This is a genomic window from Curtobacterium sp. SP.BCp (assembly GCF_051903255.1).
Lineage (GTDB): Bacteria > Actinomycetota > Actinomycetes > Actinomycetales > Microbacteriaceae > Curtobacterium.
On the sequence record NZ_CP194338.1, the window covers coordinates 1,187,426 to 1,202,635 of the forward strand.

General features: G+C 71.7%; 13 protein-coding genes. 5 read left to right on the top strand and 8 right to left on the bottom strand.

The window, feature by feature from the left end; genetic code table 11:
* Positions 1–32: 32 nt before the first annotated feature.
* Positions 33–2,216 carry a S9 family peptidase gene (locus ACRQ4C_RS05900; protein ID WP_439690460.1) on the bottom strand — a complete coding sequence of 728 codons (2,184 nt, stop codon included), beginning with the start codon at positions 2,214–2,216 and terminating at the stop codon, positions 33–35.
* A 131-nt stretch (positions 2,217–2,347) separates the two neighbouring features.
* The gene (locus ACRQ4C_RS05905; RefSeq protein WP_439690461.1) at positions 2,348–3,589 is read right to left on the bottom strand and encodes a Fic family protein; all 1,242 of its coding nucleotides are present in this window, start codon (positions 3,587–3,589) and stop codon (positions 2,348–2,350) included.
* Between the two features lie 81 nt (positions 3,590–3,670).
* Here ACRQ4C_RS05905 and ACRQ4C_RS05910 point away from each other — a divergent pair, with 81 nt between their 5' ends.
* On the top strand, positions 3,671–4,870 hold the full coding sequence (locus ACRQ4C_RS05910) for an amidohydrolase (RefSeq protein ID WP_290132330.1): 1,200 nt from the start codon (positions 3,671–3,673) through the stop codon (positions 4,868–4,870).
* A 143-nt stretch (positions 4,871–5,013) separates the two neighbouring features.
* Here ACRQ4C_RS05910 and ACRQ4C_RS05915 read toward each other — a convergent pair whose 3' ends face one another.
* Entirely contained in the window at positions 5,014–5,904 is an 891-nt protein-coding gene (locus ACRQ4C_RS05915) for an aminodeoxychorismate lyase (protein ID WP_439690462.1), read from the bottom strand.
* Between the two features lie 65 nt (positions 5,905–5,969).
* The gene (locus tag ACRQ4C_RS05920) at positions 5,970–6,320 is read right to left on the bottom strand and encodes a tryptophan synthase subunit alpha (RefSeq protein WP_290132328.1); all 351 of its coding nucleotides are present in this window, start codon (positions 6,318–6,320) and stop codon (positions 5,970–5,972) included.
* Positions 6,321–6,372: 52 nt separating this feature from the next.
* Between ACRQ4C_RS05920 and ACRQ4C_RS05925 the strand changes: the two genes are divergently transcribed.
* A complete protein-coding gene (locus ACRQ4C_RS05925) occupies positions 6,373–6,873 on the top strand; it encodes an 8-oxo-dGTP diphosphatase (protein ID WP_439690463.1) in 501 nt (166 codons plus the stop codon).
* Here ACRQ4C_RS05925 and ACRQ4C_RS05930 read toward each other — a convergent pair whose 3' ends face one another.
* The 3 genes from ACRQ4C_RS05930 to ACRQ4C_RS05940 all read right to left on the bottom strand — a co-directional run bounded on the left by ACRQ4C_RS05930 (position 6,874) and on the right by ACRQ4C_RS05940 (position 10,538).
* Positions 6,874–7,161 (bottom strand): hypothetical protein, encoded by a 288-nt coding sequence (locus tag ACRQ4C_RS05930; protein ID WP_290132326.1) that lies wholly within the window; start codon positions 7,159–7,161, stop codon positions 6,874–6,876.
* Between the two features lie 30 nt (positions 7,162–7,191).
* Complete coding sequence (locus ACRQ4C_RS05935; protein ID WP_439690464.1) at positions 7,192–8,730, bottom strand: hypothetical protein; 1,539 nt, start codon at positions 8,728–8,730, stop codon at positions 7,192–7,194.
* A gap of 119 nt (positions 8,731–8,849) precedes the next feature.
* Complete coding sequence (locus tag ACRQ4C_RS05940) at positions 8,850–10,538, bottom strand: cation:proton antiporter (RefSeq protein ID WP_439690465.1); 1,689 nt, start codon at positions 10,536–10,538, stop codon at positions 8,850–8,852.
* 116 nt (positions 10,539–10,654) lie between these two features.
* On the opposite strand from ACRQ4C_RS05940, the gene ACRQ4C_RS05945 reads away from it, so the two are divergent.
* From ACRQ4C_RS05945 to ACRQ4C_RS05955, 3 genes are all read left to right on the top strand, one after another.
* Positions 10,655–11,911 (top strand): inorganic phosphate transporter, encoded by a 1,257-nt coding sequence (locus ACRQ4C_RS05945; protein WP_290132323.1) that lies wholly within the window; start codon positions 10,655–10,657, stop codon positions 11,909–11,911.
* The gene (locus ACRQ4C_RS05950; RefSeq protein WP_290132322.1) at positions 11,911–12,207 is read left to right on the top strand and encodes a hypothetical protein; all 297 of its coding nucleotides are present in this window, start codon (positions 11,911–11,913) and stop codon (positions 12,205–12,207) included. Before ACRQ4C_RS05945 ends, ACRQ4C_RS05950 begins: the two co-directional genes overlap by 1 nt.
* Before the next feature lie 190 nt (positions 12,208–12,397).
* Positions 12,398–13,870 carry an aspartate ammonia-lyase gene (locus tag ACRQ4C_RS05955; protein ID WP_290132321.1) on the top strand — a complete coding sequence of 491 codons (1,473 nt, stop codon included), beginning with the start codon at positions 12,398–12,400 and terminating at the stop codon, positions 13,868–13,870.
* Between the two features lie 118 nt (positions 13,871–13,988).
* Here ACRQ4C_RS05955 and ACRQ4C_RS05960 read toward each other — a convergent pair whose 3' ends face one another.
* Positions 13,989–15,068, bottom strand: coding sequence for a YihY/virulence factor BrkB family protein (locus ACRQ4C_RS05960; RefSeq protein WP_290132320.1), 1,080 nt, complete (start codon positions 15,066–15,068; stop codon positions 13,989–13,991).
* Between the last annotated feature and the right edge of the window lie 142 nt (positions 15,069–15,210).

Below are 15,210 nucleotides of genomic sequence, written 5' to 3' on the forward strand. Positions count from 1 at the left end.
TCGGTCGGCACCGCGCTCGGTCGGCACCGCGCTCAGCCGGCGGCGATGGGGTCCGCGTCCGCCGCGGCCGGCGAGACCTCGGCCAGCCCGAGCGTGTCGAGCAACCACGCGAGCTCGAACGCCCGCTCCTTCCACGACGCGTACCGGCCGCTCACACCGCCGTGCCCCGCAGCCATCTCGGTCTTCAGCAGCACCGGCGCGCCGACCTCACGCAGCCGTGCCGTCCACTTCGCGGGCTCGACGTAGAGCACCCGGGTGTCGTTGATCGACGTCACCGCGAGGATCTTCGGGTACTGCACGTCGTCGCGGACGTTCTCGTACGGCGAGTACTCGCTCATGTACCGGTACACCTCGGGGTCGTGCAGCGGGTCGCCCCACTCGTCCCACTCGATCACCGTGAGCGGCAGGTCCGGGTCGAGGATGCTCGTCAGCGCGTCGACGAACGGGACGGCCGCGAGGATGCCGGCGAACCGCTCGGGTGCGAGGTTCGCGACGGCGCCCATGAGGAGCCCGCCGGCGCTGCCGCCCTCGGCGACGAGACGGTCAGCGGTGGTCCGCCCGCTGTCGATCAGGTGCGACGCGACCGCGACGAAGTCGGTGAAGGTGTTCTTCTTCATGAGGGTCTTGCCGTCCTCGTACCAGTGCCGACCCATCTCGCCGCCGCCCCGGACGTGCGCCACGGCGAACACGACGCCGCGGTCGAGCATGCTCAGTCGCATGACGCTGAAGCCCGGGTCGATGGAGTGCTCGTACGAGCCGTAGCCGTAGAGGTGCAGCGGTGCGGGCTGCCCGGGGTCGACGGCGTCCCGGCGCCACACGAGCGAGATCGGCACGCGGGTGCCGTCTGCCGCGGTGGCCCAGTCGCGCTCCTGCACGTAGTCCGCAGGGTCGTACCCGCCGAGCACCGGCTGGCGCTTGAGGACGGTGACCTCGCCGGTCGCGAGGTCGAGGTCGCTCACCTCGGACGGGGTCACGAAGGAGGTGAAGCCGATCCGGAGCGTGGGCTGCTCCCACTCGGGGTTGCCGCCGAGTCCGGCGGAGAACAGCGCCTCGTCGAAGGGGACCTCGTGCGCGTCGCCGTAGCCGTCGTCCTCGATCGGGATGATCGCGACGCGGGGGAGCGCCTCGGACCGGTACTCGAGCGCGAGGTGCCCGGCGAAGGCGTCGACCGACTCGATCCGGCGCTCCGGGTGGTGGGCGACGACGACGCGGCGGTCCTGCTCGGAGGTCGGGTCGTCGGCGGGGACGTCGACCAGCTCGAAGTTCTCGGCGCCGTCGTTGTGCAGCACGAGGAACCGGTCGCTGCCGCCGACGATGGCGTGCTCGATCTCGTACTCGACGCCCTCGCGCCGCGGCCAGACGACCTGGAACTCGCCGGTCGGGTCCGCCGCGTCGAGGACGAGCGCCTCGGAGGTGATCTTCGACCCGAGCTCGATGACGATGTACTGCGACGACCGCGTGACGCCGACACCGACCCAGTACCGGTCGTCGGACTCCTCGAACACGACGACGTCCTCGGCGGCGGGCGCGCCGACGCTGTGCCGCCAGATGCGGTCCGGACGCCAGGAGTCGTCGACCGTCGGGTAGAAGACGAACCGGCCGGAGGGGTCGAACGTGGCACCGGCACCGGTGTTCGGGATCTCGTCGCCGAGGTCCTCGCCCGTCGTCAGGTCGCGCACGTGCAGCGTGTAGCGCTCGTCGCCGGCGACGTCGACGCCGTACAGCAGCCGGGTGCCGTCGTCGGAGATGTCGTAGGAGCCGAGCGAGAAGAAGTCGTGTCCCTCGGCGAGGACGTTGCCGTCGAGCACGACCTCCTCGCCAGGGAGCGTGCCGGGACCGCCATCGGCAGGGGTCTCGATCGACGGCGGCGTCCAGTCGTCCGGACCGGCGATCGGCGCTCGGCACTGCACGCCGTACTGCGATCCCTCGGCCGTGCGGGTGAAGTACCACCAGCCGCCCATCCGCACGGGGACGGAGAGGTCGGTCTCCTGCACGCGGGCCTTGACCTCGCCGAAGATGCGGTCGCGCAGTGGTGCGAGGTGCGCCGTCGCCGCGTCGGTGTACGTGTTCTCGGCCTCGAGGTACGCGAGCGTGTCGGGGGACTCCTTGTCACGCAGCCACTCGTAGTCGTCGACGAAGTCGATGCCGTGGTGCGTCCGGGTGACCGGGCGCTTCGCGGCGGTGGGCGGGGTGGCCTGTTCGTGCTCGCTGCTCACCGCTCCACCCTATGCGCAGGCGCCCTCACACAGTCCGGCCCGAGAGCGCTTGCGCCGTCACGCAGCCCGGCCCGGCCGCGCCATCGCCGTCGCCCGGCCCGGCCCGGCCCGGCCCGGCCGCGCCGGTACCGTCACGCAGCCCGGCCCGCCCGTGCGAGCACCGCGTCGGTGACCCGCGCGGTGAAGGCCTCGAACTCGGCAGCGACACCCTCGACCCGCCACACCCGTCGCCGGCGCCGTTCGGTCAGGGACCGGAGCACGCCGGCACCGCACAGGCGCCGGACCACCGCGTCCACCCGGTCGTCGAGCAGACCGTCGAGCGTGTCCTCCGACACGGAGGACTCGCGCGCGAGCACGCCGACCAACGCCGGGGGCAGCCCGAGGGTGTCGAGCCACGCCCGGTGTTCCCGGAGCACCAACGCCGAGAGCGTCGCCTCGTCGAAGACGGTGCCGATCGCGATCGCGAGGTCGCGGACGACTTCGTCCACGTCGCCGTCCCGGTACGCGGCGAGCCGGCCGAAGTACCGCGCACGCTCGGCCGCGAGCACCACGGCGACCGGAGCCGTCACCCGAATGCCCAGGCCCCGTCGGCGGAGGACCGCTGCGACCAGTGCACGACCGATCCGACCGTTGCCGTCGGTGAACGGGTGGATCGACTCGAACTGGGCGTGGGCGAGGGCGGCCTGCGCGATCGGGTGGAGGTCGTCACGGTGCACGAAGGCCAGCAGGTCGTGCATCAGCCCCGGGACCGCGGCGGCGGGCGGTGGGACGTACGTCGCCAGTCGAGGCGTCGGTCCACCGCCGATCCAGTTCTGGACGTCGCGGTACCGCCCGGCGTACCGGGCGTCCACCGGGTCGTCGGCCATGAGCGCCCGGTGGGCGGCGAGGAGTGCCGCTTCGGTGACCGCACCGTCCGCAGCGCTCGCCGCGAGGCGCTCGAGTGCCGCGCCGGCTCGTGCCACGGTGGTCGCGCTCGGGTTCGCCCGTCCGCCGACGGAGGCGCGCGCCAGGTCGTCGAGGGTCGCGTGCTCGTGCTCGATCCGCGACGAGGCCACGGCTTCCGTCCGGACCATGATCGACGACAGCCCGGAGAGGACGTGACCGTGCTCGGCGTCGACGGTCCGCAGCGCGTGTGCTGCGTGTGCGAGGAGCTGTTCGGCGCCGGCATCGGGTGACCACTCCGCCGCGGCGATCCGCGGCGGCAGGGAGGCAGTGACCTCGCTCAGCATCCGGTCGGCCCTCGGCCCGCGCGCACTGCTCCGCCACGGCACGACGACCTGCGCGTGCGCGGGCCACCGCTGCAGGGGTGCGGACTCCGGCCGCGAGGGCGCGGACGATCCCGACCGGGGGGAGAGGGGCAGCGGATGGAGCACGGTCCGCACGGTACGACGGCGTGCGAGCCGACCGCCAGGAATCCGGATGTCGCATGCACGGGGCCCGCTAGCGTGGCAGGCATGACCAACTCCTTCGCCATCACCGGTGCCCACGTCGTCCCCGTCAGCTCCCCGGAGTTCGACGGCGGGGCGGTCGTCGTCGAGGACGGGAAGATCACGGCGATCGGTCCCGACGTCTCCCCGCCGGACGGCATGCCCGTGGTCGACGCCGCCGGTGCGTGGCTCGTCCCCGGCTTCGTCGAGGCACACGGCCACGTCGGCATCCACGAGGAGGCCAACGGCGAGGCGGGCAACGACACGAACGAGATGACTGGCCCGAACATGGCCGGCGTCCGCGCGATCGACGCCGTGGACATCCAGGACGAGGGCTTCCGCGACGCCCTCGCCGGCGGTGTCACGAGCATCGTCGTCAAGCCCGGCTCCGGCAACCCGATCGGCGGCCAGACCGTCGCGATCAAGACGTGGGGCGGCCGGACGATCGACGAGCAGCTCATCTCCGACTCGGTGAGCGTGAAGAGCGCGCTCGGCGAGAACCCGAAGCGCGTGTACGGCGGGAAGGGACAGACCCCGTCCACGCGGCTCGGCGTCGCGAAGATCATCCGTGACGCGTTCGTCGAGGCCCAGAACTACCGTGCCGCCCGCGACGCCGCCGAGGCGAAGGGCGACCCGTTCGCCCGCGACCTCACGAAGGAGACGCTCGTCCGCGTGCTCGACGGCGAGCTCGCCTGGGACCAGCACACCCACCGGCACGACGACATCGCGACCGCGATCCGCCTCGCCGAGGAGTTCGGCTACCGCCTCGTCGTGAACCACGGCACCGAGGCGCACAAGATCGCCGACGTCCTCGCGGAGAAGGCGATCCCGGTCATCTACGGACCGCTCTTCACGAGCCGGTCGAAGGTCGAGCTCCGCGACCGCGGCATCCCGAACCTCGCCACGATCGCCGCTGCCGGGGTCCGGGTCGCCATCACGACGGACGCGCCGGTCGTGCCGATCAACATGCTCGTCGACCAGGCCACGGCCGCCGTGAAGGAAGGCCTGCCGTGGCAGACCGCGCTCGAGGCGCTCACGGTCAACCCGGCCGACATCCTCGGCTTCGGCGACCGCGTGGGCCGGCTCGAGGTCGGCCACGACGCCGACCTCGTCCTGTGGGACGGTGACCCGCTCGCCGCGACCAGCCGCGCGACGCGCGTCTGGATCGAGGGCGCCCAGGTCTTCGCGTGGGCCGACGGACAGGGGGTCACCAGCGAGCGCTGGTGACCAGGTGACGGCCGGGCGCGCCCGGCTCAGCGGCATCGCGGAGCGATGCGCCGGGCGCGCCGACCGAGCCTGCGAGGGAGGACGTGGCGGCGCCGCCACGAGCCTCCCGTCCGTTGTCGGGTCGGGTTGCGCGACCCGCGCGCTCAGGCCTCGCGCGACAGGAGGAACTCGTTGATGCGCTCGGTGAGCGGCAGGTCCATCGCCCGCGTGACCCCGTTCACCGACCGGATCGGCGCCGCCTGCCGGACGCTCGACACGAGCCAGAGGGCGTCGGCGGCCTCGAGGTCGGCGAGCGTCACGAGCTCGTAGGCGGTGTCGATGCCGGCCTCCTCGGCGAACCGGAACACGTCGGCCTGCGTGGTCCCGGCGAGGATGCCGATGTCGGTGCGGGGCGTCACGAGCCGACCGCCGACGGACAGGATCAGGTTCGCCCGGGTGCCCTCGAGCACGTAGCCGTCCGTCGACACGAACAGCGCGTCGTCGGCCCCACGGCGGTCGGCCTCCCGCAGCGCCGCCATGTTCACCGCGTAGGACAGCGTCTTCGCGCCCTGCAGGAGCCACGGCGACGTGCGCTCGACGTCGTGCCGGTAGCCGCGGTCGAGCGTCACGACCGAGATGCCCTCGGTGCGGGCCGGCGTCTGGTCACCCGACGGCGCCGCGTACGCCCAGCCGGTCGGACGGACGGAGCCCTCGACGCCCCGGGTGAGCACGGTCTTCACGAAGCCCTCGCGGACGGGGTCGAGCTCGGCGCACACGGCCTCGATCGTGCGGCGCCAGGCGTCGGCGTCCGGGACGGGCAGGTCGAGCATGCGGGCGGAGCGTTCGAAGCGCGCCAGGTGCGGTTCGAGCGCCTGCGGCCGGCCGTCCACCACGGTGATGGTCTCGAACACGCCGTCGCCGCGGATGATCCCGAGGTCCTGCACCTGCACGTGCTCCTCGAGGGGGGCGGCGAACCAGAACGTGTCGGCGTCCGGGTCGTGCGGCGCGGCGTCGCGGGAGGGCTGGTTGAGGATCGCGAGGACGGTTTCGGTCATGTCCCCATCCAACCGCAGCGCGGCTGGCCCCCGCACCGGGCCGCGCCCGGCGCCGCGAGCGCCGGTCAGCTCGCGTCGGGGAGCGCCCCCATGAGCTTCCAGACCGCCTCGGTCAGCTCCGGGTGCTGCAGGGCGATGCGGCGCAGGCGGTGGTACTCCTCGCCCATGGCGGTGCCCTGCCCGGACGCCGGGTGCATCGACCACTGCGCGCTCCGCTTGCCGATCGCGGCGTCGAGCTCGAGGGAGTCGGCGCGGAGGATGAGCACGACCTGCTCGTCGACGGTCGGCAGCGTCGGCATGAAGTCCCACGGGTCCTCGCCCTGACGGCTCCGGTGCTCGACGAGCATCGAGATCTCCTCGGCGGCCTCGGCACGCAAGACTTCGAGGCTGCGCCCCGACCTGCGGGACTCAGCCATGATGCCCCCGCAGCACGCCTGCCATGCAACGAGCGTACGCCACACTGGGGGCGTGACCGAACGCGCCGACCGCACGATCCAGCACCCGGCCGTGGTCGTCGTGTACCTGCTCCGTGACGGCGCCGACGGCCCCGAGGTGCTCCTCGGCGAGAAGCGGCGCGGGCTCGGCACCGGTCGCCTGGTCGGCCCCGGCGGGAAGCGGGAGCCCGGCGAGGCGGCGGTCGACACGGCCGTCCGCGAGGTGGCCGAGGAGGTCGGCCTGCGGCTCGACCCCGACGACCTGGAGGCACGGGGCACGTTGGACTACCGGTTCCCGTTCCGGCCGTCCTGGTCCCAGGTCTCGGACGTGTTCGTCTGCCGCCGCTGGCAGGGGGACCCGACGGGCAGCGACGAGCTCGAGCCCCGGTGGATCCCGGTCGACGCCGTTCCCTACGCGGCGATGTGGGACGACGCGCAGTACTGGCTGCCCGGGGTGCTCGCGGGCGGCCGGGTCCGGGCGCGCTTCACGTTCGCGGAGGACAACGCGACCGTGGCCGGGTTCACCGGAGCGTGATCAGCGGACCTGCTGTGTGCGGGTGCTGCCCGTGCGGGCCTCTTCCGCGGCCGCCATGACGTCGGCGTCGCCGCTTCGGCCACCGAGCGGGCGCACGAAGAAGTCCACGATGCCGAACCCGATCGCGCCGATCATCGCGAACATCGCCCACCCGACGAACAGCCCGGCGGTGTTCCGGCCGTCGGCGGGGGCCAGGAACACGCTCAGCGCGTAGAACACGACCGCGAGGGCGAGGAACACGACGACGACGGTGACGAGGACGCGGTGCCAGGCGATGCGCGGGTTCATGCGCCCAGGATACGCCCGGCGGCGCGGGCCTCAGCGCTCCGCGTGCCGGCCGTGGGGGCGGTCGTCGGAGCCGCCGCCGCTTCGCGCGGACGAGCGAGCCGGCACGTCGGAGCGGGCCGGTGCCCTGGAGCCGTCCGCCCGTGGGACGGGACGCGTGCGCGGACCGCTGGTCGGGCCTCCCGGCCGTCCCGCGGGAGCCGGTCGCTCACCCGAGCGCACCACCGGGACGCGACCGGTCGGCGTGCTCTCGGTCTCGAGGCCGTCGCGACCGCCCATGAAGACGTCGCCGCCGGCCCGTTCGTCCTCCCACTCGTCGTCGCGCAGCACGCTGAGCGTGCCGGTCTCCGTCGAGGTGAGCCCGTGCCGCTCCAGCTCGTGGTCGCGCTGCTTGCCGAGGAACTCACGGTTCGCGGTCTGGGCGTCCTGGAACATCGTCGTCCGGCCGGTGACGATCGCGCGGATGCGTCGGTGCTCCCACCACATCTTGCCGAAGTACATCAGCACCAGGCCCGCCCCGGCGTAGCACGCCATGGTGATGAGCCCCCGCGTCAGGCCGGGGCCGACGCCGTAGATCTGGTGCTTGATCATGTCGACCATGCTCGAACCGACGACGACGTTGTTGAGCCACGCGAACGGCTCCGGCATGAACCACTTCGGGTAGGCGCCGCCCGACGACGGCATCGAGAGGAAGACGAAGCAGATCATGGCCGGCGCGGCGATGAACCGACCGGCGAAGTAGCTCAGGCCGTTGACCGCGAGGCCGATCGCCACGATCCAGCCCCACGCGATGAGGACGAGCGGGACGAAGTGGCCATGGATAGCGCCGACGACGGGGCCCGCGAGGGTGTTCGTGATGAGCGAGATGACGAGACCGCCGACGACGATCACGGCCATGCGCGTGCGGTGCCGGAGCGGGCCGCCCATGATCCCGATGAACATCGCCACCATGTAGCCGCCGATGCACCACGCGAGCATCACGTACATCGACACCGTGCCGTACTCGTCGTACGCGGGGAGCGGGGCGAGCTCGGTGATCTTCGGAGCTGCGGCACCGCCGGCCTCGATCACCGCGGACAGCGTGGTGGGCACCAGCGAGGCGACCTGGAACTGGTGTGCGCTCGCCTTGAAGAACTCGTTCGCCGACGGGTCGTACGCCACGGCCATGCTGCCCGCGAGGACGTCGCGCTTCGCGGCGGCGAGGGAGTCGTAGACGTGGAAGACGTACTCGCCCGGCAGCGCCTTGCCCACCGCGGCGACGAGCGTCGGGTCGCTGCCGACGAGGGCGACGGGCACGTCGTGCGGGTGCGGGGCGTGGAACGCGAACACGTAGCAGAGGCAGAACCCGACGATGAAGAACAGCGGCATCCAGAGCTGGAGACCGATGAGCTGGAGCGACGGGTGCAGCGTGCCGTACCACCGCCGGTAGCGGCTGATGCGCTGCGGCTCGGGGACGGGCGCCTGCCGGACGCGACGGTGACCAGCGACGGAGGACCCCCGGCGGGGACGGGTGCCGCGGGTCGACGGGCGGGTGGTCCGCTTCGGTGGGAGGTCGTTCCGCGGGGTGCTCACTCGGCCACGTGCTCCTGTTCTCGATCGGAGCGCCAGGATACGCCGCGACGTCCGACAGCGACCGGTGCGCAGTGCGCGCGGCCCCGCGACCGCGCGGCGTGCGCGGTCGCGCGGCGCGGTCAGCTCCGGCTGCGGGACGCCTGGGCCGAGTCCATCGCGAGTTCCTCGGCGTCGAGCGTCACGAGCACCCGGCGCATGACCTCCTCGTCGAGGTTGCCCTTCTCGCGCTCCTCGAGCACGATCTCGCGGCGCCGGTCGAGCAGGTCGCGCCGGATGTCCTGCATCTGCGAGCCCCGGAGCCGCGAGGGCAGCTGCTGGTCCTCGGTCTCCTCCTCGACCGCGTCCTGCCGGAACGTCTCGGCCGCCCGCTCGAGCCGGGCCTTGAGCCGAGCGACGAACACGTCCGTGGCCTCGACCCCGAAGCGCTCGCCCCACTCCGGCCGTCGCTGCTCGATGAGGTCGATCGCCGCCCGGGTCGTGCGCTCGTTGAGCCGCATCTCGCTCCGGACGTCCTGGATCCCCTCTTCCGGGTCCTGCACCTTCAGGGCGCGGATCACGAACGGCAGCGTCAGGCCCTGCAGCAACAGGGTGCCGACGGTCACGATGAACGCGATCACGAAGATGGTGTCCTGCGCCGGGATCTCCGTCGGGCTCGCGACGACCGAGACCGCGGCGGCGAGGGTGACCACGCCGCGCATCCCGGTCCACGAGATGACGGTGAGCTCGCGCCAGTTGAGCTTCGGTTCGGCGGAGCCGCGCATCCACCGCAGCGACGGGTGTCCGCGGGAGAGCTTGACGCGCAGCGGGCGGAGCCACCGCCCGTTGAAGCGGTTGCGGACGTACGACTCGAAGACGAAGAGGGGCCGCACGAGGATCACCACGAGCAGCACCACGACCGCGGCGGTCAACGTCTGACCCAGGCTCCGCTCGCTCTCGATCAGCTTCTGCACGACGTCGTTGAGTTGCAGGCCGATGAGCGCGAACACGAAGCCCTCGAGGATGACGTCGATGCTCGTCCACAGCGGGCGCTCCTGGAGCCTGGTCGCGTAGCCCTCCTTCGGCGAGTTGTAGCCGATGTAGAGGCCCGCCGTGACGACCGCGATCACGCCGGAGCCGGACAGGTGCTCGGCCCCGATGTAGGCGACGAAGGGGAGCAGGATGCTCATGATCGTCTCGACCACGGGGTCGTTGATGCGCATCCGGATCCAGTGCACCAGGACGCCGAGCACGCCGCCGACCACGAGCCCGACGCCGATCGCGAGCCCGAAGATGCCGAGGTCCTGCCAGATCGTCAGCGACGTCCCCGCGATGATGAGCGTGAACACCCGGACCAGGGTCAGCGAGGCCGCGTCGTTGATGAGGCTCTCACCGGACAGCACCGTCATGACGCGGCGCGGGAGCCCGAGCTTCCGACCGATCGCGGCCGCGGACACGGCGTCCGGCGGAGCGACGATCGCGCCGAGGAGGATCGCGGCCGGCAGCGTCATGTCCGGGATGAGGAAGTACGCGACGACGCCGACCACGAGCGCGGTGACGATCACGAGGAAGATGCCGAGACGTCGGATCTGCTTGATCGACGTCTGGAAGCTCTGCCACGACACGTCGAGTGCCGCCGAGTAGAGCAGCGGGGGGAGCACGACGGTGAGGATGACCTCGCTGTCGATCTCGATGTGCGGGAGCCCGGGGATGAGCGACGCGGCGAGGGCGACCGCGGTGACGAGCAGGGGAGCGGGCAGGCCCTTCGCCCGGGCGAACCCCGTCACCGCCAGTGAGCCGATCAGCAGGATGAGCAGTTCGACGGGGTCCATGAGGAACATTCTCTCATCGGAATGGTTCCGGTCCTGAACGGATCGACAGCCCGGGTGGACACGAGGTGAACGGCAGGGTTTGTGCTCGGGCCGGTCGCCTGGGACACTTTCCCGCGGTGGACATCACACTCATAGTCGTCCTGGTCATCGCGTTGGCCCTCTTCTTCGACTTCACAAACGGTTTTCACGACACCGCCAACGCGATGGCGACCCCGATCGCGACCGGCGCCATGAAGCCCAAGGTCGCGGTCACCGTCGCAGCGGTGCTCAACCTCGTCGGTGCGTTCCTCAGCACCGCGGTGGCGACGTCGATCTCGCACGGGCTCATCAACGAGGGACCCGGCGGTGTGGCGATCACGCCCGAGATGATCTTCGCGGGGCTCATCGGCGCGGTCGTGTGGAACATGATCACCTGGCTGCGCGGGCTGCCGTCCTCGTCGTCGCACGCGCTGTTCGGCGGGCTCATCGGTGCCGCGATCGTCGGCGCCGGCTTCGGCTCCGTGAACTACGCCGCGCTGTTGACCGTCGTGATCATCCCGGCGTTCCTGTCGCCCGTCATCGCGGCGCTCGTGTCGTTCCTCTCGACGCGCATCGCCTACCGGATCACCCGCCGACCGGTGTTCCCGAACGAGCGCGGCGGGTTCCGCTTCGGGCAGATCTTCACGAGCTCGATGGTGTCGCTCGCGCACGGCACGAACGACGCGCAGAAGACGATGGGCGTCATCACGCTGACGCTCATCGCCTCGGGCGCGCAGTCGGCGAACCAGGGCGTCCAGTTCTGGGTCGTCGTGGCCTGTGCCCTCGCGATCGCCCTCGGCACGTACACCGGCGGGTGGCGGATCATCCGCACGCTCGGCTCCGGCATCACCGAGATCCGGGCGACGCAGGGCTTCGCCGCCGAGGCCTCGACCGCCGCCACGATCCTCGCGTCGAGCCACCTCGGCTTCGCGCTGTCCACCACGCAGGTGTCGTCCGGGTCGATCATCGGCGCGGGCCTCGGTCGTCGCGGGTCGAAGATCCAGTGGTCGACCGCGGGCAAGATCGTCATCGCCTGGTTCATCACGCTGCCCGCCGCGGCTGCGGTCGGCGCGGTCGCGTCGGGCATCGCCCGCATCGGCGTCCTCGGCCTCGTGATCGACGCCGTGGTCGGTTCCGCGGTGATCCTCGGCCTGTACCTCTGGTCGCTCCGGAAGCCGCACGACCAGGCCGCCGCGATCGAGGTCGACGTGGCTGCGAACGCGGTCCTCACCCGCAAGGAGCGCCGGGACATGCAGCGCAAGAAGCGTGCCGAGGTCGTCTCGGCCCGCCGTGCCGAGCTGAGCCGTGAGCGCACCCTGCGCCGCATGGCCGCGCGCAAGGGAGGTCGTCGCTGATGGGGATCGACTGGCTCGCATTCGTCACCGTCGCCGTCGTCGCGGTCGTCTCCGCGTGCTTCGTCGTGACGGTGTACTCGGTCGGGCTCCGGTTCTGGAGCGCCGCAGACACCCGCGCCGGCAAGTACACGGTGAAGGACGACGGCACGGTCGGGCCGGCCACCGCCGGGTTCCCGCTCCCGGGGCACACCCCGCCCGGGGTGCGGCTGTACCGCTCGCTCGCGATCGCCTGCTTCGCGGTCAGCGCCGCCGCCGTGCTCTACGGCATCTACCTCATCGTCCCGCAGTTCCACTGACGCGCGCCGCGTGACGCGACGCGTCCGCTGGCGTGCCGCGGGTCGCTGACGCGACGAGGTGACGGCCTGGAGGCTCGTGGCGGCGCCGCCACGAGCCTCCAGGCCGTCTTCCGGTCGCGTCGGGCGCGAGCCGACACGCGCCCGCCTCGGCACCCGGACCGGCCGGACGGTTCGGACTAGCCTGGGCCGGGTGAGCAACGACGCACCACGACCCACCCGCACCGAGTCCGACTCCCTGGGCAGCCGAGAGGTCCCGGCCGACGCCTACTGGGGGATCAACACCCTCCGGGCGCTCGAGAACTTCCCGATCACCTCCGTCCCGATCGCGGTGTACCCGGACCTCATCGAGGCCCTCGCGACCGTCAAGCAGGCAGCGGCCCGCGCGAACAAGGCGATCGGGGTGCTCGACGGCGAGCGCGCCGACGCCATCGACGCGGCCGCGCAGGAGGTCCGCGACGGACGGCTCCGCGACCAGTTCGTGGTCGACATCGTCCAGGGCGGCGCCGGCACGTCGACGAACATGAACACGAACGAGGTGCTCGCGAACCGGGCACTCGAACTCCTCGGGCGGGAGAAGGGCGACTACGCCTACCTGCACCCGATCGACCACGTGAACCGCAGCCAGTCGACGAACGACACGTACCCGACGAGCATCAAGCTGGCGATGATCCTCGGTGTGCGCCGGCTCAACACGCAGCTCGAGGCACTGTCCGACGCCTTCGCCGAGCGCGGACGGGCCTTCGCGGACGTCCTGAAGATCGGACGGACGCAGCTCCAGGACGCCGTGCCGATGACGCTCGGACAGGAGTTCACCGGGTTCTCGCACACCATCCAGGAGGACGTGCTCCTGCTGTCGAAGGTCATGCCGCTGCTGGCGGAGACGAACCTCGGCGCGACGGCGATCGGCACGGGCATCACCGCCGATCCGCTGTACCGCGACGAGGTCCGGCGGCAGTTGCAGATCGCGACCGGCCTCGACGTCGTGACCGCGCCGGACCTCATCGAGGCCACGAGCGACGCCGGGGCGTTCATGACGCTCTCCGGCACGGTGAAGCGCAGCGCCGCGAAGCTCTCGAAGATCTGCAACGACCTCCGACTCCTCGCGTCCGGGCCGCAGGCCGGCCTGGGCGAGATCACGCTGCCGGCACGCCAGGCGGGGTCGTCGATCATGCCCGGCAAGGTCAACCCGGTGATCCCCGAGGTCGTGAACCAGATCGCGTTCGCCGTCGTCGGGGCGGACACCACCGTGACGATGGCGGCCGAGGGCGGACAGCTGCAGCTCAACGCGTTCGAGCCGATCATCGCGCACTCGATCATGCAGTCGCTGCAGTGGATGGCGAACGGCTGCGAGACCCTCCGCGTGCACTGCGTCACGGGCATCGAGGCGAACGAGGCGAAGCTCGCGGCGCAGGTGGACACGAACGTCGGCGTCGTGACCGCGCTGACGCCGTACATCGGGTACGCGGCGGCGGCGTCGATCGCGCACACGGCACTGACCACCTCGACGCCGATCGCGACGCTCGTCACCGCTGCCGGTCTCATGGAGGAGGACCAGGTGCAGCGCGTCCTGTCGCCCGCGCGCCTGTCGGGGATCGAGCTGGCGACGGGGGCGATCCCGGTGGTCACCGAGGAGATGCTGGACCAGGCCGCGCGGGAGCGCTGACGCGGCGCTCAGGACCGATCGAACCGCGATTCCGACGTCGAACCAGGGGCTGTGGCCGGTTCGACGTCGGGATCGTGGTTCGATCCGCGCCCGACCGGACCCGCCGCGTCCGCGTCCGCTACGGCATCGGGGGTTCGCTCACCTGCACCTTGCCGGCGAGGTCGCGGAGGTGTTCGGCCTGCGCGGCGTCCTCGTCGTCGCGGGGGAGCTTCGCCGCCTCGACCCGGACGTGGTGTGCGGTCGCGATGTCGGCGTCCCGCCACCGGGCCAGCGTGAAGTTCCGCGTGACGTCGCGGAGGGGGAGCCGGATCGACTCGTCGGCCTCGATGCCGGCGAACAGCTGGCGCATCCGGATGACCTCGGAGTCGAGCTCACCGCCGACGACGAGCACGAAGTTCGAGATGTACAGGTACACGAGCAGCAGGATCGCGCCGCCGAGCCAGCCGTACGCGCGGTTGCCGGCACCGATCGTCTCGACGTAGACCGCGAACCCGAACGTCGCGATCGCCCAGGTCACGATCGCGAAGGCGGCACCGGCCGACACCCACCGGAGCTGCGGCGTCCGGACGTTCGGCGTCGCGTAGTAGAGCACCGCGACCATGACGACGAGGACTGCGGCGAGCACGGGCCACTTCGCCACGTTCCACAGGTCGTCCACCCAGACCGGCCAGCCCATCTGGTCGACGATGGCCGCGGCGATCGTCGGGGTACCGAGCAGGATGAGGATCGCGATCGCGCCGCCGACCATGACGAGCAGGGTGACGAGGAGCATCATGCTGCGGAACTTCCAGATCCGGCGGCCCTCCTCGACCTCGTAGGCGGTGTTCATCGCGCGGCCGAACGCGGTCGCGTACCCGGACAGCGACCACAGCGTCAGGACCACCCCGGTCGCGAACCCGAGCCACGGGTTGTCGAGCGAGAGCAGCTGCCGGAGCGGCTCCTCGAGGTGCTGCGCGGTCTCCGGGCGCACGATGAACCCGAGGATCTGGACGATGTCCGCGAGGCCGTCTCCCGACCGGTCGACGATCGCGAGCGCCGACACGACCGCGAGTGCGGTCGGGAACACCGTGAGGGTCGCGAAGAACGTCAGCGACGCCGCCGCGTCGACGACGCGGTGCCGGATGACCGAGTGGTAGGTGCGCCGGACGACGGCGCGGACCCCGGTCCGCTGGATGGCGCGCGCATCACGGTCCGGCATGCGTACGAAACTACCTGGATCCGGACGGGAGGCGCGGTGCGGGCCCGCCACGGGCCTCCCGGCCGGTGTGTGGTCGCGTCCACGTCGACACAGCGACAGATCGGCGGTTCCCGCCCCGCCGCCGGTCGCGAACGCGACAGTT

Coding starts and splice junctions, on each gene's coding strand:
- ACRQ4C_RS05910 (WP_290132330.1), top strand. CDS start 3,671: ATGACCAACTCCTTCGCCATCACCGGTGCCCACGTCGTCCCCGTCAGC.
- ACRQ4C_RS05915 (WP_439690462.1), bottom strand. CDS start 5,904: ATGACCGAAACCGTCCTCGCGATCCTCAACCAGCCCTCCCGCGACGCC.
- ACRQ4C_RS05920 (WP_290132328.1), bottom strand. CDS start 6,320: ATGGCTGAGTCCCGCAGGTCGGGGCGCAGCCTCGAAGTCTTGCGTGCC.
- ACRQ4C_RS05930 (WP_290132326.1), bottom strand. CDS start 7,161: ATGAACCCGCGCATCGCCTGGCACCGCGTCCTCGTCACCGTCGTCGTC.
- ACRQ4C_RS05940 (WP_439690465.1), bottom strand. CDS start 10,538: ATGGACCCCGTCGAACTGCTCATCCTGCTGATCGGCTCACTGGCGGTG.
- ACRQ4C_RS05950 (WP_290132322.1), top strand. CDS start 11,911: ATGGGGATCGACTGGCTCGCATTCGTCACCGTCGCCGTCGTCGCGGTC.
- ACRQ4C_RS05960 (WP_290132320.1), bottom strand. CDS start 15,068: ATGCCGGACCGTGATGCGCGCGCCATCCAGCGGACCGGGGTCCGCGCC.